The 21,811-nt window shown below is 63.1% G+C and carries 18 protein-coding genes, 2 tRNA genes and 2 pseudogenes; 16 read left to right on the forward strand and 6 right to left on the reverse strand.

Translation table 11 applies throughout. The features are described from left to right. Positions 1–12: 12 nt before the first annotated feature. The 6 genes from ACZ899_RS22275 to ACZ899_RS22300 all read left to right on the forward strand — a co-directional run bounded on the left by ACZ899_RS22275 (position 13) and on the right by ACZ899_RS22300 (position 6,032). Positions 13–852, forward strand: a complete 840-nt coding sequence (locus ACZ899_RS22275; protein WP_203650133.1) for a dienelactone hydrolase family protein — start codon at positions 13–15, stop codon at positions 850–852. Continuing rightward, a complete protein-coding gene (locus tag ACZ899_RS22280; protein ID WP_203650135.1) occupies positions 840–1,796 on the forward strand; it encodes a bile acid:sodium symporter family protein in 957 nt (318 codons plus the stop codon). The genes ACZ899_RS22275 and ACZ899_RS22280 overlap by 13 nt, the downstream gene beginning before the upstream one ends. Positions 1,797–1,802: 6 nt before the next feature. Continuing rightward, positions 1,803–3,086 (forward strand): cation:proton antiporter, encoded by a 1,284-nt coding sequence (locus ACZ899_RS22285; RefSeq protein WP_232856635.1) that lies wholly within the window; start codon positions 1,803–1,805, stop codon positions 3,084–3,086. 113 nt (positions 3,087–3,199) lie between these two features. After that, positions 3,200–4,330: an N-acyl amino acid synthase FeeM domain-containing protein gene (locus ACZ899_RS22290; protein ID WP_234560590.1), complete on the forward strand. Its 1,131-nt coding sequence runs from the start codon at positions 3,200–3,202 to the stop codon at positions 4,328–4,330. Between the two features lie 22 nt (positions 4,331–4,352). Further along, positions 4,353–5,495 carry a cupin-like domain-containing protein gene (locus tag ACZ899_RS22295; protein WP_203650143.1) on the forward strand — a complete coding sequence of 381 codons (1,143 nt, stop codon included), beginning with the start codon at positions 4,353–4,355 and terminating at the stop codon, positions 5,493–5,495. Positions 5,496–5,597: 102 nt separating this feature from the next. Beyond that, positions 5,598–6,032 (forward strand): MAPEG family protein, encoded by a 435-nt coding sequence (locus ACZ899_RS22300; protein WP_028690310.1) that lies wholly within the window; start codon positions 5,598–5,600, stop codon positions 6,030–6,032. Positions 6,033–6,194: 162 nt separating this feature from the next. Here ACZ899_RS22300 and ACZ899_RS22305 read toward each other — a convergent pair whose 3' ends face one another. Continuing rightward, the gene (locus tag ACZ899_RS22305; protein WP_485627769.1) at positions 6,195–6,569 is read right to left on the reverse strand and encodes a hypothetical protein; all 375 of its coding nucleotides are present in this window, start codon (positions 6,567–6,569) and stop codon (positions 6,195–6,197) included. Here ACZ899_RS22305 and ACZ899_RS22310 point away from each other — a divergent pair. The 3 genes and pseudogenes from ACZ899_RS22310 to ACZ899_RS22320 form a co-directional block, all read left to right on the forward strand. After that, complete coding sequence (locus tag ACZ899_RS22310; protein WP_485627771.1) at positions 6,553–8,376, forward strand: efflux RND transporter permease subunit; 1,824 nt, start codon at positions 6,553–6,555, stop codon at positions 8,374–8,376. The two genes, ACZ899_RS22305 and ACZ899_RS22310, sit on opposite strands and share 17 nt — an antisense overlap. A gap of 33 nt (positions 8,377–8,409) precedes the next feature. Then, entirely contained in the window at positions 8,410–9,102 is a 693-nt protein-coding gene (locus ACZ899_RS22315) for a glutathione S-transferase family protein (protein ID WP_203650154.1), read from the forward strand. Between the two features lie 181 nt (positions 9,103–9,283). Then, a pseudogene (locus ACZ899_RS22320) lies at positions 9,284–9,901 on the forward strand (TetR/AcrR family transcriptional regulator); the annotation flags it as partial. 396 nt (positions 9,902–10,297) lie between these two features. Here ACZ899_RS22320 and ACZ899_RS22325 read toward each other — a convergent pair. The 5 genes and pseudogenes from ACZ899_RS22325 to ACZ899_RS22345 form a co-directional block, all read right to left on the reverse strand. Continuing rightward, positions 10,298–10,993: a LexA family transcriptional regulator gene (locus tag ACZ899_RS22325; RefSeq protein WP_234560591.1), complete on the reverse strand. Its 696-nt coding sequence runs from the start codon at positions 10,991–10,993 to the stop codon at positions 10,298–10,300. 190 nt (positions 10,994–11,183) lie between these two features. Further along, positions 11,184–12,750 (reverse strand): annotated as a pseudogene (locus ACZ899_RS22330) (ABC transporter permease). After that, on the reverse strand, positions 12,750–13,763 hold the full coding sequence (locus tag ACZ899_RS22335) for an extracellular solute-binding protein (protein ID WP_203650167.1): 1,014 nt from the start codon (positions 13,761–13,763) through the stop codon (positions 12,750–12,752). The pseudogene ACZ899_RS22330 and the gene ACZ899_RS22335 overlap by 1 nt, the downstream one beginning before the upstream one ends. A 282-nt stretch (positions 13,764–14,045) precedes the next feature. Next, positions 14,046–14,132 (reverse strand) — tRNA-Leu (locus ACZ899_RS22340). Positions 14,133–14,220: 88 nt separating this feature from the next. Next, a tRNA-Leu gene (locus tag ACZ899_RS22345) sits at positions 14,221–14,307 on the reverse strand. A 271-nt stretch (positions 14,308–14,578) separates the two neighbouring features. Here ACZ899_RS22345 and rnr point away from each other — a divergent pair. The 7 genes from rnr to dnaB all read left to right on the forward strand — a co-directional run bounded on the left by rnr (position 14,579) and on the right by dnaB (position 21,755). Continuing rightward, positions 14,579–17,155 (forward strand): ribonuclease R, encoded by a 2,577-nt coding sequence (gene rnr, locus ACZ899_RS22350; RefSeq protein ID WP_203650175.1) that lies wholly within the window; start codon positions 14,579–14,581, stop codon positions 17,153–17,155. Further along, positions 17,152–17,898, forward strand: coding sequence for a 23S rRNA (guanosine(2251)-2'-O)-methyltransferase RlmB (rlmB, locus tag ACZ899_RS22355; protein ID WP_203650176.1), 747 nt, complete (start codon positions 17,152–17,154; stop codon positions 17,896–17,898). Before rnr ends, rlmB begins: the two co-directional genes overlap by 4 nt. A 292-nt stretch (positions 17,899–18,190) precedes the next feature. Then, on the forward strand, positions 18,191–18,616 hold the full coding sequence (gene rpsF / locus ACZ899_RS22360; protein ID WP_011535936.1) for a 30S ribosomal protein S6: 426 nt from the start codon (positions 18,191–18,193) through the stop codon (positions 18,614–18,616). Positions 18,617–18,644: 28 nt separating this feature from the next. After that, positions 18,645–18,875 (forward strand): 30S ribosomal protein S18, encoded by a 231-nt coding sequence (gene rpsR, locus ACZ899_RS22365; RefSeq protein WP_003249563.1) that lies wholly within the window; start codon positions 18,645–18,647, stop codon positions 18,873–18,875. A gap of 35 nt (positions 18,876–18,910) precedes the next feature. Then, positions 18,911–19,777 (forward strand): YybS family protein, encoded by an 867-nt coding sequence (locus tag ACZ899_RS22370; protein WP_203650179.1) that lies wholly within the window; start codon positions 18,911–18,913, stop codon positions 19,775–19,777. 20 nt (positions 19,778–19,797) lie between these two features. Beyond that, complete coding sequence (rplI, locus tag ACZ899_RS22375; protein WP_011535934.1) at positions 19,798–20,244, forward strand: 50S ribosomal protein L9; 447 nt, start codon at positions 19,798–19,800, stop codon at positions 20,242–20,244. A 113-nt stretch (positions 20,245–20,357) separates the two neighbouring features. Then, on the forward strand, positions 20,358–21,755 hold the full coding sequence (dnaB, locus tag ACZ899_RS22380; RefSeq protein WP_110735182.1) for a replicative DNA helicase: 1,398 nt from the start codon (positions 20,358–20,360) through the stop codon (positions 21,753–21,755). Positions 21,756–21,811 lie beyond the last annotated feature (56 nt).

The following is a 21,811-nucleotide window of genomic DNA, read 5'->3' on the forward strand; positions in this document are numbered from 1 at the left end:
ACGGATGGTTGAATGAACGATCTAGCGCTCGCTGGCGACCTTTTCGCAGGTTGCTCGGATTTCCAGTTTTCCCACGAGGGCGTGACTCGCCAGGTCTTTCGCCTGGGCGAGGGGCCCGCGGTGGTGCTCATGCACGAAGTCCCCGGACTGCACGATGGCGTGGTGCGCCTGGCCCGGCGGCTTGCCGATGCGGGCCTTGGCGTGTGGATGCCAGTGTTGTTCGGCAAGCCAGGGGTGCGGGTCTCGGCGTTGTCGGTGGCCGGTTGCATGGGCCAGGTCTGCATCTCGCGGGAGTTCCGGGTCCTGGCCAGCCGGCGCAGCAGCCCGATTACCGACTGGCTGCGGGCCTTGGCCCGAGCGGCGCACGCGGCCAGTCCAGGCCCAGGAGTGGGGGTGATCGGCATGTGCCTGACCGGTGGCTTTGGCTTGGCCATGATGGCGGACCCTGCAGTCATCGCCCCTGTGTTGGCAAACCCCTCGCTGCCCTTCGCCCTGTCCGCTGCCAAGGCCGGTGCGCTGGGTATCGAGCAGGACACGCTGGACGCTGTCGTACGGCGCTCGACCGAACAGGCCATTCCTGTACTCGGCCTGCGCTTCACCGGTGACCCGGCGGTCCCAGACGCCCGTTTCGAAAGCCTGAAGCAGGCTTTCGGCGAGCGTTTCGTCGCTTGCGAAATCGACTCGTCGGCGGACAACCCCCATGGCATCGGGCGTTGGGCCCATTCGGTGCTGGGCGTGAGTTATGTCGACGAACAGGACCACCCCACTTACCTGGCCCAAGAGGCGGTGGTGGCATTTCTCCAGGCCCAGTTGGGCCTGGGCCAGCCAGGAGAACACGCATGCAAACCATAGAACTGGCCAGGCTGATCGCCCCGGTGCTGTTGTTCGTGATGATGATCGGCATGGGGCTGGGCCTGCGCCGCAAGGACTTCGTCGACCTGCTGCAGGCGCCGACCGGGGTCGCCATCGGCACCTTGGGGCAGGTGCTGCTGCTGCCATTGATGGGGCTCTGGGTGAACTGGGTGTTTGCGCTCGACGGCACCCTGGCCCTGGGGGTGATCGTGCTGTGCCTGTGTCCGGGCGGGGTGGCCTCAAACACCATCACCTACCTGCTCAAGGGCGACGTGGCGCTGTCGATCTCGCTGACCGTGATTTCCAGTTGCATCGCCTTCATCAGCGTGCCGCTGCTGGTGGCGCTGGCGCTGGCCCACTACGGCGTTCTCGGCCAGACCGTGCAACTGCCGATGGCCGACACCGTCGTGCGCCTGTTCCTCCTCACCTTGTTGCCCTTGGCCTTGGGCATGGGGCTGGCGCGGCTCTGGCCGACTGCTTGCAAACGTCTGGAACCGCTGCTGCGGATACTCGGCTTCGCGTTCCTCATGCTGATGATCCTGGTGGTGGTGGTGAAGGAATTCCCGCTGCTGCAGGCCTATGCCGCGCGCCTGGGCTTCAGCCTGGTGGCGCTGTTCGGCAGCACCATGGGCCTTGCCTGGCTGGCAGCCAGGATGGCGGGGCTCGGCAGTGCCCAGACCCGTTCGATCACTGTCGAGATCGGCATCCAGAACAGTGCCCTGGCGCTGGTCATCGCCAGCCTGCTGGGCAGTGTCGACATGGCGATCCCGGCGATTCTCTACAGCGTCCTCGTCTGCCTGGCCGCGTTGCTGGTGGTCACGTTGCACGCCGTTGCTGCTCGCTGGCGCGTGCACCCGACCAACCCCGGGCAGCGGCCGGTCGAACCCTTCGGCGATGGACGACTCATCGGACAGCACTCAGGCGCTGCGGCGCGCAAGGATTGATCGACCATGAACTCGGCAAACATCTTCATGCAATTGCTGGTGATCCTCGGGGTCTCCCACTGTCTGGGCCGCGTCAGTTTCTGGTTGGGTCAGCCCGCAGTCATCGGGTATCTGTTGACCGGCGTGATCGTCGGGCCGATGGTACTGGGCGCGATCGATCCCGGCCTGACCGGCGCGTTGTTCGCCAACGTCACCGGCCTGATGGCGCTGGGCAAGATCGGCCTGATCTTCATCATGTTTGGCCTGGGGCTGGAAACCGGCTCGGGGAGCCATGGTGGATCGCAGGCCAAGGCTGGTGGGGCGCTGCCGATCGCGGTGTTCGGTTTCATCGGCGCGGGACTGGCTGGGGTGCTGCTTGGCTATGCCAGCCACGGCGTGTTCTCCGGCCATGTCGATCGGCTGCCCTACATGCTGTTCTTTGGCGTCGCGATGGCGGCCACCGCTGTCCCGGTGCTGGCCGGCATCCTCGCCGATCCGCGTTTTCTCCACCACCGGCTGGCGCCGCTGGTGATGAACGCAGCGGTGATCACCGACATCCTCGCCTGGTTCGCCCTGTCCCTGGTGCTGGTGCTGCTATCGAGCACGGGCTCGGCGAGCATTCTGTATTCCGGCATCACCCTGATCGTGCTGGTGGCGGTGGCCGAGTTCGTGGTCAGCCGCCGCCTGGTCGCGCCTTCGTCCGCGACCGCCGGCAGTGATCCGTCACGGCCACTGGTCGCGGCGCTGATCGTGCTGTTCACCTTCTGTGTCATCACCGACCTGGCCAACGCCCACGTGACCATCGGCGCCTTCATCGCCGGGATCGCCTTCCGCCGTCACCAGGGCCTTCGCGAGTTCTGGGAAAAGGGACCGCAGGCCTTGGTCAACCTGTTCTTCGCACCCCTGTTCTTTGGCACGGCGGCGATGAACGTGAACATCGAGGCAGGTAGCTGGTCGGGCCTGCTGGCATGGGGCGGTTTGTTCCTGCTGGTCGGCGCGCTGGGCAAGGCTGGGGTTTCGTACCTGGTGGCGCGCTGCACGGGGCTTTGCCGTCCCGACGCATTCGTCGTGGCGACGCTGATGCACACCAAGGGGGTGATGGAAATCATCCTGCTGACGGTCGGGCTGGAGATCGGCGTCATCACGACCGACCTCTACGCGATTCTCATGGTTGTCGCACTCGCGGCGACGGTCATCACCTTGCCGATCGTCCGGCTGATCCGGCCGCGCGAGCCTGCGCCCACCGCCTCAAGCGCACGGGTCGTGGCAACGCGCGAAGGTCGAGAGCGGCCAGTGCTGGAAAACCCTTGAGCAATGACGCAACTGGCAGGGAGGAGCACGACACGCATGGATCTGGGCTTCGAAAGGTAGCGATAGGGATGTTCTCGTTCAATCGATAGGAAGTGAAGCTGATGAGACCTTTGTTGAGTACAGACGTAGAAAAACGATGTGTTGACGAGGCAGGGGGGACCTGGATCCTGAGCGTCGACGATGTCCGGGGCACGGCGCGGCTATGTTCGCTGAGCGAGTCGGCACTGTTGCTGGAGACGACCCTGGCAGTACGCGTGGGCCAGGTGCTGACACTGCAGGGCCGCGACGACATCGCTCGGCGCGACCTGGCCTTCGAGGCGCAGGTCGTGCAGGTGGAGGCCATCGGCGCGGTCGTGCGTTTGCATTGCCTGCCTTGCGAAACCTGCAATGGCGGGCAATGGCCGCGCGAGGTGAAGCACCTGTGCCAGCGCCTGAGGGTTGACCAGGCGATCGCCGAGGCTGGCGAACAGCCGGATCACCAACCGCGTTGCCCGGCCAGCGAACTGCACTCCAGCGCACCGGTGTTGCTGGGGCAGGCCAAATCGATCGACGACCGCGAGGCCGCCTATCGCCTGGTCTATGGCGCCTACTTCCGCAAGGGCCTGGCAGCGCCCGCGCAGAATGGGCTGTACACCAACAGCTTCCTGCTCAACCCGCAGACCGTGACCTTCGTCGGCAAGGTGGAGGGGGAGGTGGCGATGACCCTGACCTCGATTCCCGACTCGGTGGCAGCCTTGCCGATGGACGCGGTGTTCGAGGATTGCCTGGCGCCCTTGCGCAAACAAGGTCGCCGTCTGGTCGAGTTCGGCATGCTGGCGGTGAGCACCGAGCACTTCGGGGCGATGAACTACAGCATCCATGACCCCGAGCGCATGTTGTGCGTGTACTCGCTGTTCCGCATCGCCCTGCAACACGCCAAGGTCACCCGCGGCTGTACCGACGTGGTGTTCGCCGTACCGCCCAAGCACCAGGCCTTGTACCGCTTCATGGGGGTGAGCGCGATCTCCGAGGTGCGCTACTACAGCAACTACAACACCCCGGCCGTGGCGATTCGCATCGACCTGTTGTCGCTCGAACTGCGCCCGCATGTGCGCCAGTTCCTGTTCGGCAACCCCATGGCGCAGCTCCAGGATATCGGCTTGACCGAGTGGTCTGTCCAGGCCCTGGCTCGGCTGTTCGGCAGCGGTGCGGTGCAAGGTGCGCCGCAGGACGTCGCAGCGCATTTCAACAGTGAAACCCAATAAGACAACAGGGAGAGTGATAGCAATGGACAAAGTGATGAATTCCGGCAGTTTCGCCCACGTGGATTTCCCGACCATCGACCTGACCCACGACCCGAAGATCGACTGGCTGACCCGTAGCCAGTACTGGGCGGATTTCCTCCGCCGCTACTATTTCGTCGGGCGCAAGGAGCATGGCCCCTATGGCTCGCAGGCATGCATCGAGCGCACCCGGCGCATCGAGGCGCGCATCCAGGAGCAGTCCCGGGCCTACGGCGACGCTCCGACGCTGCCGGTGCCGGAGGTCGAGCTCAAGGACCTGTCGCCGGAAAACTTCCACAAGATCTACCTGGAACCCAACACCCCGGTGGTGTTCCGCGGCGCTGCCAAGGACTGGGAGTCAGTGCGCAAATGGACCCCGCAATACCTTGCCGAGCACTACGGCGATGTCAAGGTGGCGACCCGCGTGCGGGGCAACGAACTGAACGAGAAGGCGCTGCAGTACATCGACCTGCCGATCGCCGAAGTGGTGGAGAACATCCTTGGCGGAGGTACCTACTACCCGGGCCACACCGAGGACCTGTTCAACAAGCACCCCGAGCTGCGCCAGGAACTCGACCTGCCGACCCTGGGGCGCTACCTGAGCACCCGCGACAAGCGGATCATGTCGACGCAGATGTTCCTGTCTGCCGGCGGGGTGATTTCGGGCTGGCACTGCACCGGGGGACCGAACCTTTTCACCATGATCAGCGGCGTCAAGAAGTGGACCTTCGTGCATCCCAAGCACTCGATGTGGATGCACCCGATTACCCGCAAGGACATGTTCTACGCCGCAACCATGCTCGACTGGCGCAAGAGCCACGACGAGATCGAGGCCGACGGCTATCCGCTGTATCGCTACATTCCCAAGTACACCACCACCCTGGAGGCGGGTGACGTGCTGTTCTCGCCACACTGGTGGTGGCACTGCGTCGAGACCCCGGTGCCTTCGCTGGCCATTGCCTCGCGGGCGATCAACAAGATGATCATGGGCAACAAGATGTTCTCGCTGATGTGGGTGACCTCGCCACGCTTCCGCCAGACCGTGATGACCGTGCTCAAGGAAGGCTGGGGCTCGGACAAGGCGACCGGCGCAAAGCTTGCGTTCGAGTTCGACACCGAGGAATTCGTGCGGCGCGTATCGCTTTAAGCTCCGGTTGAAAAGAGCCCGGCTGTTACACTGGAGTTGCCCCGGAGGCCTGAACCGCCGGGGCATCGACCAAAACACCGGAAGTTATCTAAAGGAGTAGATATGAGCGTTGTTCTGTACAGCTACACCCTGTGTGTCCTGGTGCTGTTCGCCAAGATGTTCGCGATCTCGCTCTACCAGGGCGCATACCGGATTGGCCGCCTGACCTTCAAGAATGCCGAAGATGCCGGGTTCGTCGGCCGCCCCGCCAGTGCCGAGGAATTGCCGCAGGTCTCCCGCGCCTCCCAGGCGTGGATGAACGACCTGGAGAACATTCCATTGTTCTTCGTGCTCGGTGGCATCTACGTGCTGCTCGAGGGACCGGCAGGGCCTGCGGTATGGCTGTTCTCGCTGTTCACCGCTGCACGCATCGTGCACACCGTGACCTACCTGGCGCGCTGGCAGCCATGGCGGACCCTGGCCTATGCCGTGGGTGTCGTCTGCCTGTTTGGTATTGCCGGGTTAATCATCGCTCAGCTGGCCGCCAGGGCCGGCTGATGCACCGACGACAATGAAAGGATCGCCATCGCGCGAGGTACACCCATGGGCATGGATGCAATCATTCGATTTCTGATCAACTGGCGCAGGTTGAATGCGCTGTGGGTATTGATTGCCGTGCTGGCAATCGCGCCCGGTGCGCTGGGACTGCGGTTCGATGCGTCAATCGACTCCTTCCTGCCTGAAGGCAACACCGAGCGCCAGCAGTACGAAGCGTTCAAGCAGCGCTTCGGTGAAGACCGCATGGTGGTGATTGCCCTGCCACCCCAGGCGTTGTTCAGCGACCAGGCGATGGCCAGGCTCGAGGCGGTCACCGAGCGCTTCAAGCAGTTGCCCGACGTGGCCAAGGCGACCAGCATCGCCTCGGTCAACATCATTCATGGCCAGGAGCAGGCGCTGGATATCCTGCCGGTGGCCGAGGCGCTGGCCCAGCCGACGCAGTACGATCGCCAACGGGTGCTCGACAAGCTGCGCGCCAGCCCCTTGTACCAGCGTGACCTGATCTCGCCGGACGGGCAGTGTGGCGGCGATCCTCATCGAGGTACGCTCGGCGGCTGGCGAAGGCAAGTTCGAGCGGATCCTGGCGAGCGTGGCGCCGATCATGCAAGGCAGCGGCTTCACCCTGTACCACGTCGCCGGCGAGCCGGTGGTCGAGCAACAGGTGACCAGCGACATGTGGAAGGATCTCAAGGTCTTCATTCCTCTGACTTCGCTGGTGCTGCTGGTGTTGCTGCTGGCGTTCCTGCGCAACCTGGGCGATGTCTGGGTGGTGATGGCCGTCGTGACCCTGTGCACGGCGCTGCTGCTGGGCAGCATGGGACGCCTGGGGTTGCCGATGAACGCGGTCACGGTCGGCCTGCCGTCGATCATGATGTGCGTCGCCGTGCTGGATTGCCTGCACCTGCTGGATACCCACCGGCAGGGCCTCAACGACGGCCTGCCGGTGCTCGAGGCCGCACGTCGCTCGCTGCGGCAGAACTTCGTGCCGTGTTTCCTCACCTCCTTCACCACGGCCATCGGCTTTCTCACCCTGGCGGTCAGCGAGGTGGCGCCCATCCGCTCGTTCGGCGTGATCGCCGCGCTGGCGGCAATCCTTGCCTATGTGCTGTCCTACCTGGTGATGCCGTTCCTGCTTGAGTGCGCGCCGGCCAGGCGCGTGCGACGGTCCGAGCACAAGCACCATGCCAGGTGGGTGGAGCGCCTCGCGCCGTTGTATCGTTCGCCGCGCACGCTGCCGTTGCTGACGGTCGCGGTGGTGGCCCTGGCGCTGCTGCCGATCGGTCGCCTGCATGTGGAAGCCTCGTTCCTCAACTTCATCGATCGGTCAGCACCGGTGAAGGTGTCCACGGACTTCGTCGAGCGTGAGCTCGGTGGCGTGTCCAACCTTGAGGTCAGCCTGCGGACCCAGGACAAGGGCGGGGTACTCGAACCCGCTGCGTTGCGCGAGATCGCCGCGCTGCAGGATTACCTCGGGCGAATCCCTGGGGTGGACAAGACCTTGTCGGTGGTCGACTTCCTGCGCGATATCCATCGCGAGATGAATGGAGGCGACCCGCGCTTCCAGGTATTGCCCGACAGTCGGGAGGCGGCCGAGCAATACGTCTTCACCTACTCGCTGGCGGGGCCGGACCACGAACTGACGCGTTTCATCGACTACGACAACCAGTCCACCCGAGTGCGCGTGCGCCTGCAGCAAATGCCTCACGCCCAGCTGCAGCAGGTGCTTGACCAGGTGAACGATTACCTCGACCGGCAGCCGAGTGTGTTCGAGCACAGCCTGACATCGTACTCGGTGATGCAGTCGGCGATGGTCAAGTTGCTGCTCGACGGCATGCTGTGGAGCATCCTGTTCGCGGTCGCCTGCATGCTGGTCGCGTTTTACCTGCTCATTCGTTCGTGGAAGATCGCCGCCGTCGCAGTAGTCGTCAACATCATGCCGCTGGTGGCGGTGTTCGGTGTGATGGGGGCCTTGGGCCTGTCGATCAATGTGGGTACCTCGATGATCGGCTGCATCATGTTCGGCCTGGTGGTGGACGCAACCCTGCATTGCTTCTACCACGCGCGGCACGCCCCGGCGCACCTGTCGGCCCAGCAACTGGTGGTGATGATCTTCGAGGACATTGGCGAGGCGCTGTGGACCGGCGCGCTGGTGCTCTGTGCGGGGTTCCTCGTGCTCGGACTGGGCGAATCCTATTTCACCCGCCTGTTCGGGGTGTTCTGCGCCTTGGCGATCTTCGTCTCGCTGTTCTGCAACGCCGTGGGCATACCCTACCTCATCCACCATTTCGCCAGGCGCACCGAACCCAGCGCCGATGTGTCCGGCATTGCGCTTTCCGAACGCTGATTCAGTCAGACGATCTGTTCGAGGAATTAACCGATGATTGACTTGTATACCTATGCTACGCCAAACGGTTGGAAGGTCTCGGTGATGCTGGAAGAGCTCGCCACGCCCTACCGGGCCATTCTGGTGGACCTTGCCGCGCGGGAGCAGGAAAGCGAAGCCTTCAGGGCGTTGAACCCCAACAGCCGCATTCCAGTGATCGTCGATCGTGATTCAGAGGACTTTTGCGTCTTCGAGTCCGGCGCCATCCTGGTCTATCTGGCCCAGAAGCACGGCGCACTTCTGCCCGAGGAGACCAAGGCGCGTTCGACGGTGATGCAGTGGCTGATGTTCCAGATGGGCGGTGTCGGCCCGATGATGGGCCAGGCCAACGTCTTCAACCGTTACTTTCCAGAACGCATTCCAAGTGTGATCGCTCGCTATCAGGCCGAGAGCAAGCGCCTGTTGGCTGTGCTCGACAGGCGTCTGGCCGAGCATGAGTTCCTGGCCGGGGACTACAGCATCGCCGATATCGCCAACTGGTGCTGGGCTCGCGGCCACGAGTGGTCGGGTGTCGATGTGCAGGACCTGCCGAACCTGCGGCGCTGGCTGGCGGTTATCGAGCAGCGCCCCGCAGCGCAACGTGGCGTGAAGGTGCCGTTCGATATCAGTGATGTCTTCGGTGCCGGCCGCACGGCCGAGGCTAGCGAAACCTATGCACAGCAAGGGCAGCGATTGTTCGTGCCCTAGGGTCTGTACGAACGCAGTATGGGCGAGTGCAGATACATTTCGTACGGAGCCTGAGCCTTGCCGGCTGCCTGGTCGCCGACCGGGCCGTCTTAGCCTGCAACACTTGACTGGCCGGCTCGCAGCAATGCGGGCTGGAGGGGTCAGTCATCTAAAAATTAAACAAGAATGGTATGGAAATCAGATGTCCAAACAACCGGTGATGGTGAGTAGATCGGGTCGTCCCAAGGATCAAGCGAAGCGCAAGGCAGTCCTTGAAGCGGCTAAGAGCCTCTTTCTGAGCAAAGGCTACGAGGGGAGCAGCATGGATGCGATCGCCGCCGAGGCGGGGGTCTCGAAGCTGACTGTGTACAACCACTACAGTGACAAGGCGACGTTGTTCTCGGCAGCCATCACGGCCAAGTGCGACGAGCAGCTGCCAGAGCGGCTGTTCGAGTTTTCGCCGCATGCCAGCATCGAGTCGGTTCTGCTCAAGATCGGTGGCAAGTACCTGGACCTGATCTGCAGCAGCGAGGCGGTCGCGCTGCAACGCATCATCGTGGCGATGGCCCGTCAGGAGCCGAAGCTGGCCTGCATGTTCTACGAGGCGGGTGCACAGCACATGCTCAAGGAGATGACCAAGTTGCTGATGCGTGCTTCGCTTGCAGGTCGTCTGCGCGTCGAGGATGCGCAGACGTCGGCGAAACGCTTCTTCTGCCTGCTCAAGGGTGATGACTATTTTCGCGTACTGATCGGCCTGTGTGCACCGCTGCAGGGGGAGCACGCCGAAGCGCACGTGCGTGAGGTCGTGTCGATGTTCATGGCTTTGCATGGCGGCGCGGTGCCGAGTGCCGAAGGCATGGTCGAACGCAGTCTGGGGGGCGGGTACCGATCGCGCATGCTGTTCAGGCCGGTGTTGAGCAGCCTGCCGCAGCAGATAGCCGGCGTCGGCAGGAGCGACGTCGGGGCAGGCCATCTTGGAGAAATCGACAGGAATTAAAAAGCCGGCTTGTGGCCGGCTTCTCGGGGACGGTCTTGGCTCATTTTTGATAAGCCGCAACCGCCTTAAACGGTTGGCAACATGGCCTGAAAAAGATGGCGGACGGCTGTGTGAGACGTCGCCAGGCCCTCTGGAATGCGGCTTGCACCATCAGGGGGCATGATGTGCGGCGTAGCATACCCGTGTGTGTGGCACATGCCCAGCAAAAAGTGAGGTGCTTCAGCCGGGGCGTGCCGGGCGCAGGCTCGACCACCAGAACACCCAGCCGAGGATTTCCACGTTCTGCACCCGGCGCTGATAGGCCGTATAGCGTTCACTGGGATGGTTGAGGCGGTCATGGCTGTGCAGGCACAGCGTGCCATTGTGGCCAAGGGTGAGGTGTTGCACCCGCAGGCGACCGTTGTGCAGCAGGGCGTAGCATTCGCCTTCGACCACCCGGGTGCAGCCGCGCTCGATGGCCAGCAGGGCGCCCTGGGGCAGCAGCGGGGCCATGTTGTTACCTGGCATGCCGAGGCAGATGGCCTTTTCTGCGTTGACCTGCAGGCACTCCAGGGCTCGCCGGGGTATCGGCTGATAATGCCCTGGTAGCGCCTGCAGGCTGCCATCGCGCACCTGGTGCAGTGGCAGGTGGATCAGGTCCGTGTCCAGGGCCTGCAGCGGCGGCAACGCCAGGGCCGGTGCCGTTGGTGTCGCGGGAGCCAGAGGCGTCGGATGCTTCGGTCCCTCGCCACTGCGCAGCCAGCGCCTGCGTACGCAGAACAGGTCGGCGATTTCATCGAGCCGGGCCTGGGGCACGCCGCGCTTGAACCAGTTGTTGACGTGCTGCGACGAGACCTTGCGCTGGGCGGCAAAGTCGGAAGGGGTCAGGTGGCACTCCAGCAGGAGGGCTTTGAGACGGTCACCGGATGTTTTCATGGTGTCGAGTCTATAGGCCCTCGTACGGTGTGGAAATCAACCCGATGTAGAGGAATTTTGTAGGAAATGTGCTGGTTTGTAGGTATGCGCGTAGGAGCGGGTAGGAAGTTTCGTTTTGCGCGTTATCGCAGGGCAAGCCCGCCACGTGTCCGGTACACGAATACGTGCGGGCCTGTCTCGCGATGACGTCTCAGGCTTTGTTCAGATACATCCGCGTGGTCAGCAGATACACCGGCAATCCCGACACGACGATCAGCAATGCCGCATAAGGTGCCGCCGCCGCAAACTCGACGTTGGCGGTGTGCGCCCATACCTCGGTGGCCAGTGTGGTCATGCCGGTCGGGCTGAGCAGCAGGGTCGCGGTCAACTCCTTCATCGCATCCAGGAATACCAGGGCGAACGCCGCCGCCATCGCCGGGAAGATGATCGGCAGGGTGACCCGGCAGAACGCCGCGAAACTGCTAGCACCCAGGGTGCGCGCGGCTTCTTCCAGCGTCGGCGAGGCCTTGTTCAGCGCGGTGCGCACCGGCGACTGCGCCAAGGGCAGGAACAGCAAGGCATAGGCCAGGATCAGCAGCGCGGTGGTCTGGTACAGCGCCGGCACATAGTGCAGGGCGAAGAACACCAGGGTCAGGGCGATCACCAGCCCGGGCAGGGCGTGCAGCAGGTACGGCAGGCGCTCGGCCCAGATCGCCAGGCGCCCCTTGTAGCGCACCACCAGGAAGCTGATCGGCAGCGCCAGCAGCACGCAGAAACCGGCGCCGCCCAGGGATACCGACAGCGAGGTGGCCAGGGCCTTGCCGATGGCCGCGACCGGGAAGGCCGCCGACGAACCGACGCTGAGCCAGTAGCCGAGCATCGCCAGCGGAATGCCGCTGCCCAGCACTGCCAGGGCCAGGCAGAACAACTGCCCCAGTGGCATCCAGCCGCGCAGGCGCAGCGGCTGCGCGCGACGAGCGACACCCTGGCCAATGCGCACATGGCGGGCCTTGCCGCGTACCCGCAGTTCCAGCCACAGCATCGCCAGGCACAGCACCAACAGCACCGCCGAGAGCATGGCCCGCGTTGGCGTTGCTGAATTCCAGCTCGAACTGCTGGTAGATCGCCGTGGTGAAGGTCTGCAGGCCGAGGATCGACAGGGCGCCGAACTCCACCAGCATGTGCAGGGCGATCAGCAGCGCGCCGCCCAGCATCGATGGCCACAGCAGCGGCAGGGTGATCTTGTGGAAAACGCCCCAGCGGCCGCAGCCCAGCGTGCGCGCCGATTCCTCCAGCGAGGTGTCGAGGTTGCGCAGGGTGGCGGCCACCGGCAGGAACACCAACGGGTATTTCGACAGCGCCATCACCAGAATGGCCCCACCCAAGCCCTCGAAGTCCGAACTCAGCGACACCCAGGTGAAGCTGCTGACAAACGACGGCACGGCGAACGGCAGGCACAGCACCACGCCCCACAGGCGCCGCCCCGGCAGGTCGCTGCGCTCCAGCAGCCAGGCCAGGGCCACGCCAACCAGCAGACACAGCACGGTGACGCCGACCATCAGCATCAGGGTGTTGCGCAGCAGACCCCAGACAAACGGGCGCCAGAGCAGGCGCAGGGCTTCGTGCCAGCCGGCTTCCCAGGCCTTGAGCCCGACATAAAGCAATGGCAACAGGCTCATCGTCACCAGGAACAACACGGGCAACACCACCCAGACGGAGGGTCGCTTGCGCTTCGGTACGAAGCGCGACAAGGCGGGCGAGGGCAGGGCGGCGGTCATCAGAGCAGGCCAACCTCACGTTCAAGCTCGATCGCTTCCTCGGCATTGCCAAGGTCGGCCGGCGAGATCTTCGGCGGGCGCAGCTCATCGAACGGCTTCAGGCCACGGTCCGAGACCATGCCTTTGTGCAGCGGGTATTCGGCGGTGGTCTGGGTGATCACCCGCTGGCCTTCTTCACTGGCCATCCAGTTGAGCAGGGCCTGGGCTTCCTTGGGGTGCTTGCTGGCCTTGACCACCGCGGCGCCGGAAATGGTCACCAGGTTGCCAGCATCGCCATCGGCCAGGTAATAAAGCTTGGAGTCCAGCTTGCCGCGCTCGCGCTCGAGGGCATACCAGTAGTAGTTGTTCACCAGTACCGCGGCCACTTCGCCTTTTTCCACGGCCTTGAGGGCCACCATGTTGTTGGTGTAGGTCTTGCCGAAGGCTTTCAGGCCGGTCAGCCATTCTTCGGTGGCTTCGCGGCCATGCATCTTCAGGATGGCCACGGCCTGTTCCTGGAAGGCGCCGCTGGTGGGGACGTAGCCGACACGCCCTTCCCATTCGGGATTGGCGAAGTCCATGACCGTGGTCGGCAGGTCTTTCTCGTCGATCTTCTTCGGGTTGAACACCACGATACGGGTGCGCGCGGTGATGCCCATCCAGGTGCCGTTGGCGCCCACATATTCCTTGGGCATCATGTTCGCGGTGACGTCGTCGATCTTCGCCAGCAGGCCCAGTTCGCCCAGGTTGTTCAGGGGCGGGGATTCCTCGGTGTAGATGATGTCGGCCGGCGAGCGTGCGCCTTCCTCGATGATCTGGCTGGCCAGCTGGTTGCTGCTGCCCTTGCGGATATTGATGTGGATGCCGGTCTTGGCCTCGTAGGCCTTGGCGATGGCGTCACCGATTTCCTTGTGCTGGCCGTTGTACATCGTCAGCGTGACCGGTTCGTCTGCCAGGGCGGCCGGAGCGCCGATCACCAGGCTCAGAACTGCGGCGGCCAGGGTGCGCATCAGCGGTTGCGGGCGGATCGTCATGCGGGTATTTCCTCGCTTACGGCTACATATTTGGAAACAATGGTAAACGAAATTGTTTCTCAAATGGGCGCATGACGGGAAATTCATGGGATCTGTGTAGGAGCGGCCTTGTGCCGCGAAAGGGTCGCGCAGCGGCCCTAGGTTTCAGCGTTCACGTCAAGATCGCCGGGGTCGCTGTGCGACCCTTTCGCGGCACAAGGCCGCTCCTACAGGGGGCGCGTCGGGTGGCTGCAAAAATCGCAGGCAAGAAAAAACCCACTAGCAAGCTAGTGGGTTTTTGTATGGTGCCCAGGAGAAGACTCGAACTTCCACGACCGTTAAGTCACTGATACCTGAAACCAGCGCGTCTACCAATTCCGCCACCTGGGCAAAGCTTTGCATCATCTGATGAAGGCGACTATCGTTCGCTTTCACACAGTAGTAACAGATCCTTGGTCATCTGTTACTTGAAAAATTTTGGTGCCCAGGAGAAGACTCGAACTTCCACGACCGTTAAGTCACTGATACCTGAAACCAGCGCGTCTACCAATTCCGCCACCTGGGCACACATTCGAGATTACAAGATGCTTTACAGCGTCGTTCATCTCTACTACAACTTCGGGGTTGTCCGTCGTTGTGGTGCGCACTATACGGACGCTCCTGATGCCTGTAAACCCCTCGAACGAAAAAAAATTCAAAAAATTCAACTTGTTGATTCCGCAGGCCTATTGCTGCACGACGGACGCACTGCCGGGGCTGTCCAAGGCTGACATTTCCGGTTTCAATACGCCTATGCCAGAATTCATATCTATATACCCCAAGGTGAACCCCTTCTGATGGCCGATTGGCAATCCCTCGATCCCGAGGCCGCTCGCGAAGCGGAAAAATACGACAACCCCATCCCCAGCCGTGAGCTGATCCTGCAGCGCCTGGCCGACCGTGGCGAACCGGCTGCCCGTGAACAGCTGGCTGAAGAGTTCGGTCTTTACGAAGAAGACCAGATCGAAGCCCTGCGTCGCCGCCTGCGTGCCATGGAACGCGATGGCCAGCTTATCTATACCCGGCGCGGCACTTATGCCCCGGTAGACAAGCTCGACCTGATCTGCGGCCGTGTTTCCGGCCACCGTGACGGCTTCGGTTTCCTGATCCCCGACGACGGCAGCGAGGACCTGTTCCTCAGCCCGGCACAGATGCGCCTGGTGTTCGACGGCGACCGCGGCCTGGCCCGGGTGTCCGGTGTCGACCGCCGTGGCCGCCGCGAAGGCGTGCTGGTCGAAGTCATCTCCCGCGCCCATGAAAGCGTGGTCGGCCGCTACTTCGAAGAGGGCGGCATCGGCTACGTGACCCCGGACAACCCGAAGATCCAGCAGGAAGTGCTGGTCACCGCCGGGCGTAACGGCGGCGCCAAGATCGGCCAGTTCGTGTCGATCAAGATCACCCACTGGCCAACCCCGCGCTTCCAGCCCCAGGGCGACGTGATCGAAGTGATCGGCAACTACATGGCGCCGGGCATGGAGATCGACATCGCCCTGCGCAGCTATGACATCCCGCATGTCTGGCCGCAGGACGTGATCAAGGAAGCGCGCAAGTTCCGCTCCGAAGTCGAGGAGAAGGACAAGGAGAAGCGCATCGACCTGCGCCATCTGCCGTTCGTCACCATCGACGGCGAGGATGCCCGCGACTTCGACGACGCCGTCTATTGCGAACCCCTGGGCAAGCTGCGCCTGTTCTCCGGCGGCTGGCGCCTGTATGTGGCGATCGCCGACGTGTCCAGCTACGTGCGCCTGGGCTCGGCCCTGGACGTCGAAGCCCAGCAGCGTGGCAACTCGGTGTACTTCCCCGAGCGCGTGATCCCCATGCTGCCCGAGGAACTGTCCAACGGCCTGTGCTCGCTGAACCCGCACGTCGATCGCCTGGCCATGGTCTGCGAAATGACCATGAACAAGGCCGGCCAGATGGTCGACTACCAGTTCTACGAAGGGGTGATCCACTCCCACGCCCGCCTGACCTACAACAAGGTCAGCAGCATGCTCGAGCATGCCCGTACCCGTGAAGGCAAGGCGCTGCGTGAGGAATACAAGGAAGTCCTGCCGGACCTGAAGAACCTGTACAACCTGTACAAGGTGCTGGTCGACGCCCGTCACACCCGTGGCGCGATCGATTTCGAAACCCAGGAAACCCGCATCATCTTCGGCGAAGACCGCAAGATCGACGAAATTCGTCCGACCGTGCGCAACGACGCCCACAAGCTGATCGAGGAGTGCATGCTGGCGGCCAACGTCGCCACCGCCGAATTCCTGCAGAAGCACAACGTGCCTTCGCTGTACCGCGTGCACGACGGTCCGCCACCAGAGCGCCTGGAAAAACTGCGCGCCTTCCTCGGTGAACTGGGCCTGAGCCTGCACAAGGGCAAGGACCCGTCGCCGAAGGACTACCAGGCACTATTGGCGAGCATCGCCGGGCGCCCGGACTTCCACCTGATCCAGACCGTCATGCTGCGCTCGCTGAGCCAGGCGGTGTACAGCGTCGAGAACAACGGCCACTTCGGCCTGAACTACGAGGCCTACACCCACTTCACCTCGCCGATCCGCCGCTACCCGGACCTGCTGGTGCACCGTGCCATCCGCAGCGTGATCCGCTCCAAGGTCGATACCCCGCACGTCAAGCGGGCCGGCGCCATGAGCATCCCCAAGGCGCGCATCTATCCGTACGACGAGAACAGCCTCGAGCAGATGGGCGAGCAGTGCTCGATGACCGAGCGCCGCGCCGACGAGGCCACACGCGATGTGGTCAACTGGCTCAAGTGCGAGTACATGCGTGATCGCGTGGGCGAGACCTTCCCGGGCGTGATCACCGCGGTGACCGGTTTCGGCCTGTTCATCGAGTTGACCGACATCTATGTCGAAGGCCTGGTGCATGTCAGTGCCCTGCCGGGCGACTACTACCACTTCGACCCGGTGCACCACCGCCTGTCGGGCGAGCGCAGCGGTCGCAGCTTCCGCCTGGGCGATACGGTGGAAGTCAAGGTCATGCGCGTCGACCTCGAACAGCGCAAGATCGACTTCGAGATGTCCGAGAAGACCGTTACCGCACCGGTTGGCCGCAAGCCGCGCAGTGCCGCAGCGCAGCCTGAAACCGAAAAGGCTCCCGCCGCCGAAGCGAAGATTTCGCCCAAGCCGCGTAGCCGCAAGAGCGAAAGCGCCGACGCCTACTTCCCGAAGGACGCCGTGCAGCGCAACGCCGAGGTGCGCAAGAGTCGCGAGATGAAGAAGGCGCTGATGGGCGAGGCGCGCGCCAGCGGCCATGCTGGCAGCAAGTCGGAGAAGGGTGGCAAGTCTTCCGGCAAGCCGACCAAGCATCGCAAGGGGCCGCCCAAGTCCGGCGCGCCACGTAAAGGCAAGAACAAGTCATGAGTCAGCTGGAAAAGATCTACGGTGTACATGCGGTGCAGGCACTGCTGCAGCACCACCCCAAGCGCGTCAAGCAGATCTGGCTGTCCGAAGGGCGCAGCGAACCGCGCATCCAGGCCTTGCTGGCCCTGGCCGCGGAAAACCGCGTCCAGGTCGGCCAGGCCGAGCGCCGTGAGCTCGACACCTGGGTCGAGGGCGTGCACCAGGGCGTGGTCGCCGAGGTGAGTCCGAGCCAGGTGTGGGGCGAGTTGATGCTCGAGGAGTTGCTCGAGCGCACCGAAACGCCGCCGCTGATCCTGGTGCTCGATGGTGTCACCGATCCGCACAATCTCGGTGCCTGCCTGCGCACCGCCGATGCTGCCGGCGCCACCGCCGTGGTGATCCCCAAGGACAAGTCCGCGAGCCTGACCGCCGTGGTGCGCAAAGTGGCCTGCGGCGCCGCGGAAGTGATTCCGCTGGTGGCCGTGACCAACCTGTCCCGCACCCTGGAAAAACTCCAGCAGCGTGGCCTGTGGGTGGTCGGCACTGCCGGCGAGGCCGAGCAGGAGATCTACCAGCAGGACCTGACCGGCCCACTGGTGATGATCATGGGCGCCGAAGGCAAGGGCATGCGCCGCCTGACCCGCGAGCACTGCGATTTCCTGGTCAAGCTGCCGATGGCGGGCAGCGTCAGCAGCCTCAACGTCTCGGTGGCGACCGGGGTGTGCCTGTTCGAGGCCGTGCGTCAGCGCCAGATCAAACGCTGATGGCTTGATATCGGGCGGCGTGGGAGCGGGCTTGCCCCGCGATGGTGGTGGACTCGACATCGCATCGCGGGGCAAGCCCGCTCCCACGCTCCATGATTGCCCGCGAAATATGTTGCCGGCTGTTCAAATATTCGCCAATCACCTTGCTTGTGCCCCCGGCCTTCTCTACAATTGCGCCCCTTGCCAGCTGGCCGGTGCGCATGCGCCTACACGCCGGGGCAAGACTTACAGTGTCATTCACTCCTTGTCTGACCAGATACGCTGGCAGACTACTAACCCGTAAGGAGCATTCATGCGTCATTACGAAATCATCTTCCTGGTTCACCCGGACCAGAGCGAGCAAGTCGGCGGCATGGTTGAGCGTTACACCAAGCTGATCGAAGAAGACGGCGGCAAGATCCACCGTCTGGAAGATTGGGGTCGTCGTCAACTGGCCTACGCAATCAACAATGTTCACAAGGCTCACTACGTGATGCTGAACGTTGAGTGCACCGGCAAGGCCCTGGCCGAGCTGGAAGACAACTTCCGCTACAACGATGCCGTGATCCGTAACCTGGTCATCCGTCGTGACGAAGCCGTTACCGGCCCGTCCGAGATGCTCAAGGCAGAAGAGAACCGCAGCGAGCGCCGTGAGCGTCGCGAACGTCCTGAGCATGCTGATGGCGCCGAAGGCGACGACAGCAATGACAGCGACAACAGCGATAACGCTGACGAGTAATCCACGGACCTTTTGAGGAGCCAATCACATGGCACGTTTCTTCCGTCGTCGTAAATTCTGCCGCTTCACTGCTGAAGACGTGAAAGAGATCGACTTCAAAGATCTCAACACCCTGAAAGCTTACGTATCCGAAACCGGCAAGATCGTTCCAAGCCGCATCACCGGTACCAAAGCTCGTTATCAGCGTCAGCTGGCTACCGCTATCAAGCGCGCCCGCTTCCTGGCCCTGCTGCCCTACACCGACAGCCACGGCCGCTGAGACCGGGTCGTCGACTTAAGTAGCAAGGGATAAGCATGCGAGCGTTAGCTGGTTTCATCATGCGCGGTCGTGTGCAGGCCACCCTCGTGGTGGTCATCAGCGCGGTACTGCCGCTGCTGTTCTGGTTGAGTGCCGCCGCCGGGAGCCTGGTGCTCCTGCGGCGCGGGTTCAAGGACGCGTCATCGGTCATCGCCTGGGGCCTTTTGCCAGCGTTGATCATCGCGTTCTTCGGCGAACCAAGCACCTTGCTGGTGCTGTTGGGAACGCTGGGTCTGGCCGCCTTGTTGCGGGCCGGGCATTCCTGGACCCGGGTGCTGCTGTCCAGTGTCGCATTAGGCTTGCTGTACAGCCTGATCCTGGACGCGGTGATGCGCGAGACCTTCGAGGTGCTGGCCAAGGCGCTTGAAAAAGCCCTGCCGCAGATCGAGGGCCAGCCGGTACTACCTGGTGAGCTGATCGGCCCTTTGCTGGTCGCTTCCAGTGCGGTAATGCTGCAGCTGTTCAGCCTGCTGGCTTTGATGCTGGCGCGCTATTGGCAGGCGGCGTTGTACAACCCTGGTGGTTTCGCCCGCGAGTTTCGCGAGCTGAGGCTGCCGCTGGTACCAATGCTGGTGCTGGTGTCATTGATGGTGCTGGGCCCGTTCCTCGGGTCGTCGTTCATCGTCCTGGCCTCCGCCTCCAGCCTGGTGCTGCTGCTTGCTGGCATCGCCCTGGTTCATGGGCTGGTGGCACAGCGGCGACTGGCCGGTTTCTGGCTGGTGGGGATGTACGTGACGCTGCCGCTGCTCATGCAGCTGATGTATCCGTTGCTCGTGGTTTTGGCCATTGTCGACAGCCTGATTGATTTTCGCGGTCGCAAGTCCCCTTCACAGGGTGACGACTCCGCGAACGGTGAAGGTTAAAAGTTAAGAGGTTTTACCAAATGGAACTGATCCTGCTGGAAAAAGTCGCCAACCTGGGCAACCTGGGCGACAAAGTAAACGTTAAGGCTGGTTACGGCCGTAACTTCCTGCTGCCATTCGGCAAGGCCACCGTTGCCAACGCCGCCAACCTGGCCGCGTTCGAAGAACGCCGCGCCGAGCTGGAAAAAGCCGCAGCAGACAAGAAAGCTTCGGCTGAAAGCCGCGCTGCCCAACTGGCCGAGCTGGAAGTGACCATCACTGCCACCGCTGGCGACGAAGGCAAGCTGTTCGGTTCGATCGGCACCCACGACATCGCTGACGCCCTGACCGCCTCCGGCGTTGAAGTGGCCAAGGCTGAAGTTCGTCTGCCGAACGGCACCATCCGTCAGGTTGGCGAATACGACGTAGCCGTGCACCTGCACAGCGACGTTGAAGCCACCGTACGCGTGGTTGTCGTAGCTGCCTAAGCTGCCTTAATCGACTGGCTCCTCGTGGGTCAGGCGGTTAACATCGGGCACGGTCCTGTTTTGTGCAGGCCGTGCCCTTTGTCTTTTTCATCTTCCAGAATTCTTTCGTGGCCATGAACGAGATCACCACCCCCGAACAACTCGACCTGCAAACCGCTGCCCTGAAGGTGCCGCCGCATTCCATCGAGGCCGAACAGGCCGTGCTCGGTGGCCTGATGCTGGACAACAACGCCTGGGAGCGGGTGCTCGACCAAGTTTCGGACGGCGACTTCTACCGGCATGACCACCGCCTGATCTTCCGTGCCATCCACAAGCTGGTGGATGCTAACCAGCCGTTCGACGTGGTGACCCTGCACGAGCAGTTGGACAAGGAAGGCGTGTCCACCCAGGTCGGTGGCCTGGCCTATCTGGCCGAGCTGGCCAAGAACACCCCGTCGGTGGCCAACATCAAGGCCTACGCCGCGATCATCCGCGAGCGGGCCACGTTGCGTCAGCTGATCAGCATCAGCACCGACATCGCCGACAACGCCTTCAACCCCCAGGGGCGCAACGCCGAAGAGATCCTCGACGACGCCGAGCGGCAGATCTTCCAGATCGCCGAGGCGCGACCGAAGACCGGTGGCCCGGTGGGGGTCAACGAGCTGTTGACCATGGCCATCGACCGCATCGACACGCTGTTCAACTCCGACAGCGACATCACCGGCGTGTCCACCGGTTACACCGACCTGGACGAGAAAACCAGTGGCCTGCAGGCGGCCGACCTGATCATCGTCGCCGGCCGTCCCTCGATGGGCAAGACCACCTTCGCCATGAACCTGGTGGAAAACGCTGTGTTGCGCAGCGAGAAGGTAGTGCTGGTGTTCTCCCTCGAGATGCCCGGTGAGTCGCTGATCATGCGTATGCTTTCGTCCCTGGGTCGTATCGACCAGACCAAGGTGCGTTCCGGTCAGCTGGACGACGACGATTGGCCACGGCTCACTTCGGCGGTCAACCTGCTCAACGACCGCAAACTGTTCATCGACGACACTGCCGGCATCAGCCCTTCGGAGATGCGCGCACGGACCCGCCGACTGGCGCGTGAGCATGGCGAGATCGGCATGATCATGGTCGACTACCTGCAGTTGATGCAGATCCCGGGTTCGGCCGGCGACAACCGCACCAACGAGATTTCCGAGATCTCCCGCTCGCTCAAGGCGCTGGCCAAGGAATTCAACTGCCCGGTGATCGCCCTGTCGCAGCTCAACCGCTCCCTGGAGCAGCGCCCCAACAAGCGCCCGGTCAACTCCGACCTTCGTGAATCGGGTGCGATCGAGCAGGACGCCGACGTGATCATGTTCGTCTACCGCGACGAGGTGTATCACCCCGAGACCGAGCACAAGGGCGTGGCCGAGATCATCATCGGCAAGCAGCGTAACGGCCCCATCGGCTTCGTGCGCCTGGCGTTCATCGGCAAGTACACCCGCTTCGAGAACCTCGCGCCGGGCATGTACAATTTCGACGACGACGAATAAGACCATCGGGCTGGACTGGCTCCTGTGGGAGCGGATCGTGGGAGCGGGCTTGCCCC

It is taken from the genome of Pseudomonas sp. TE31087, from assembly GCF_057284075.1.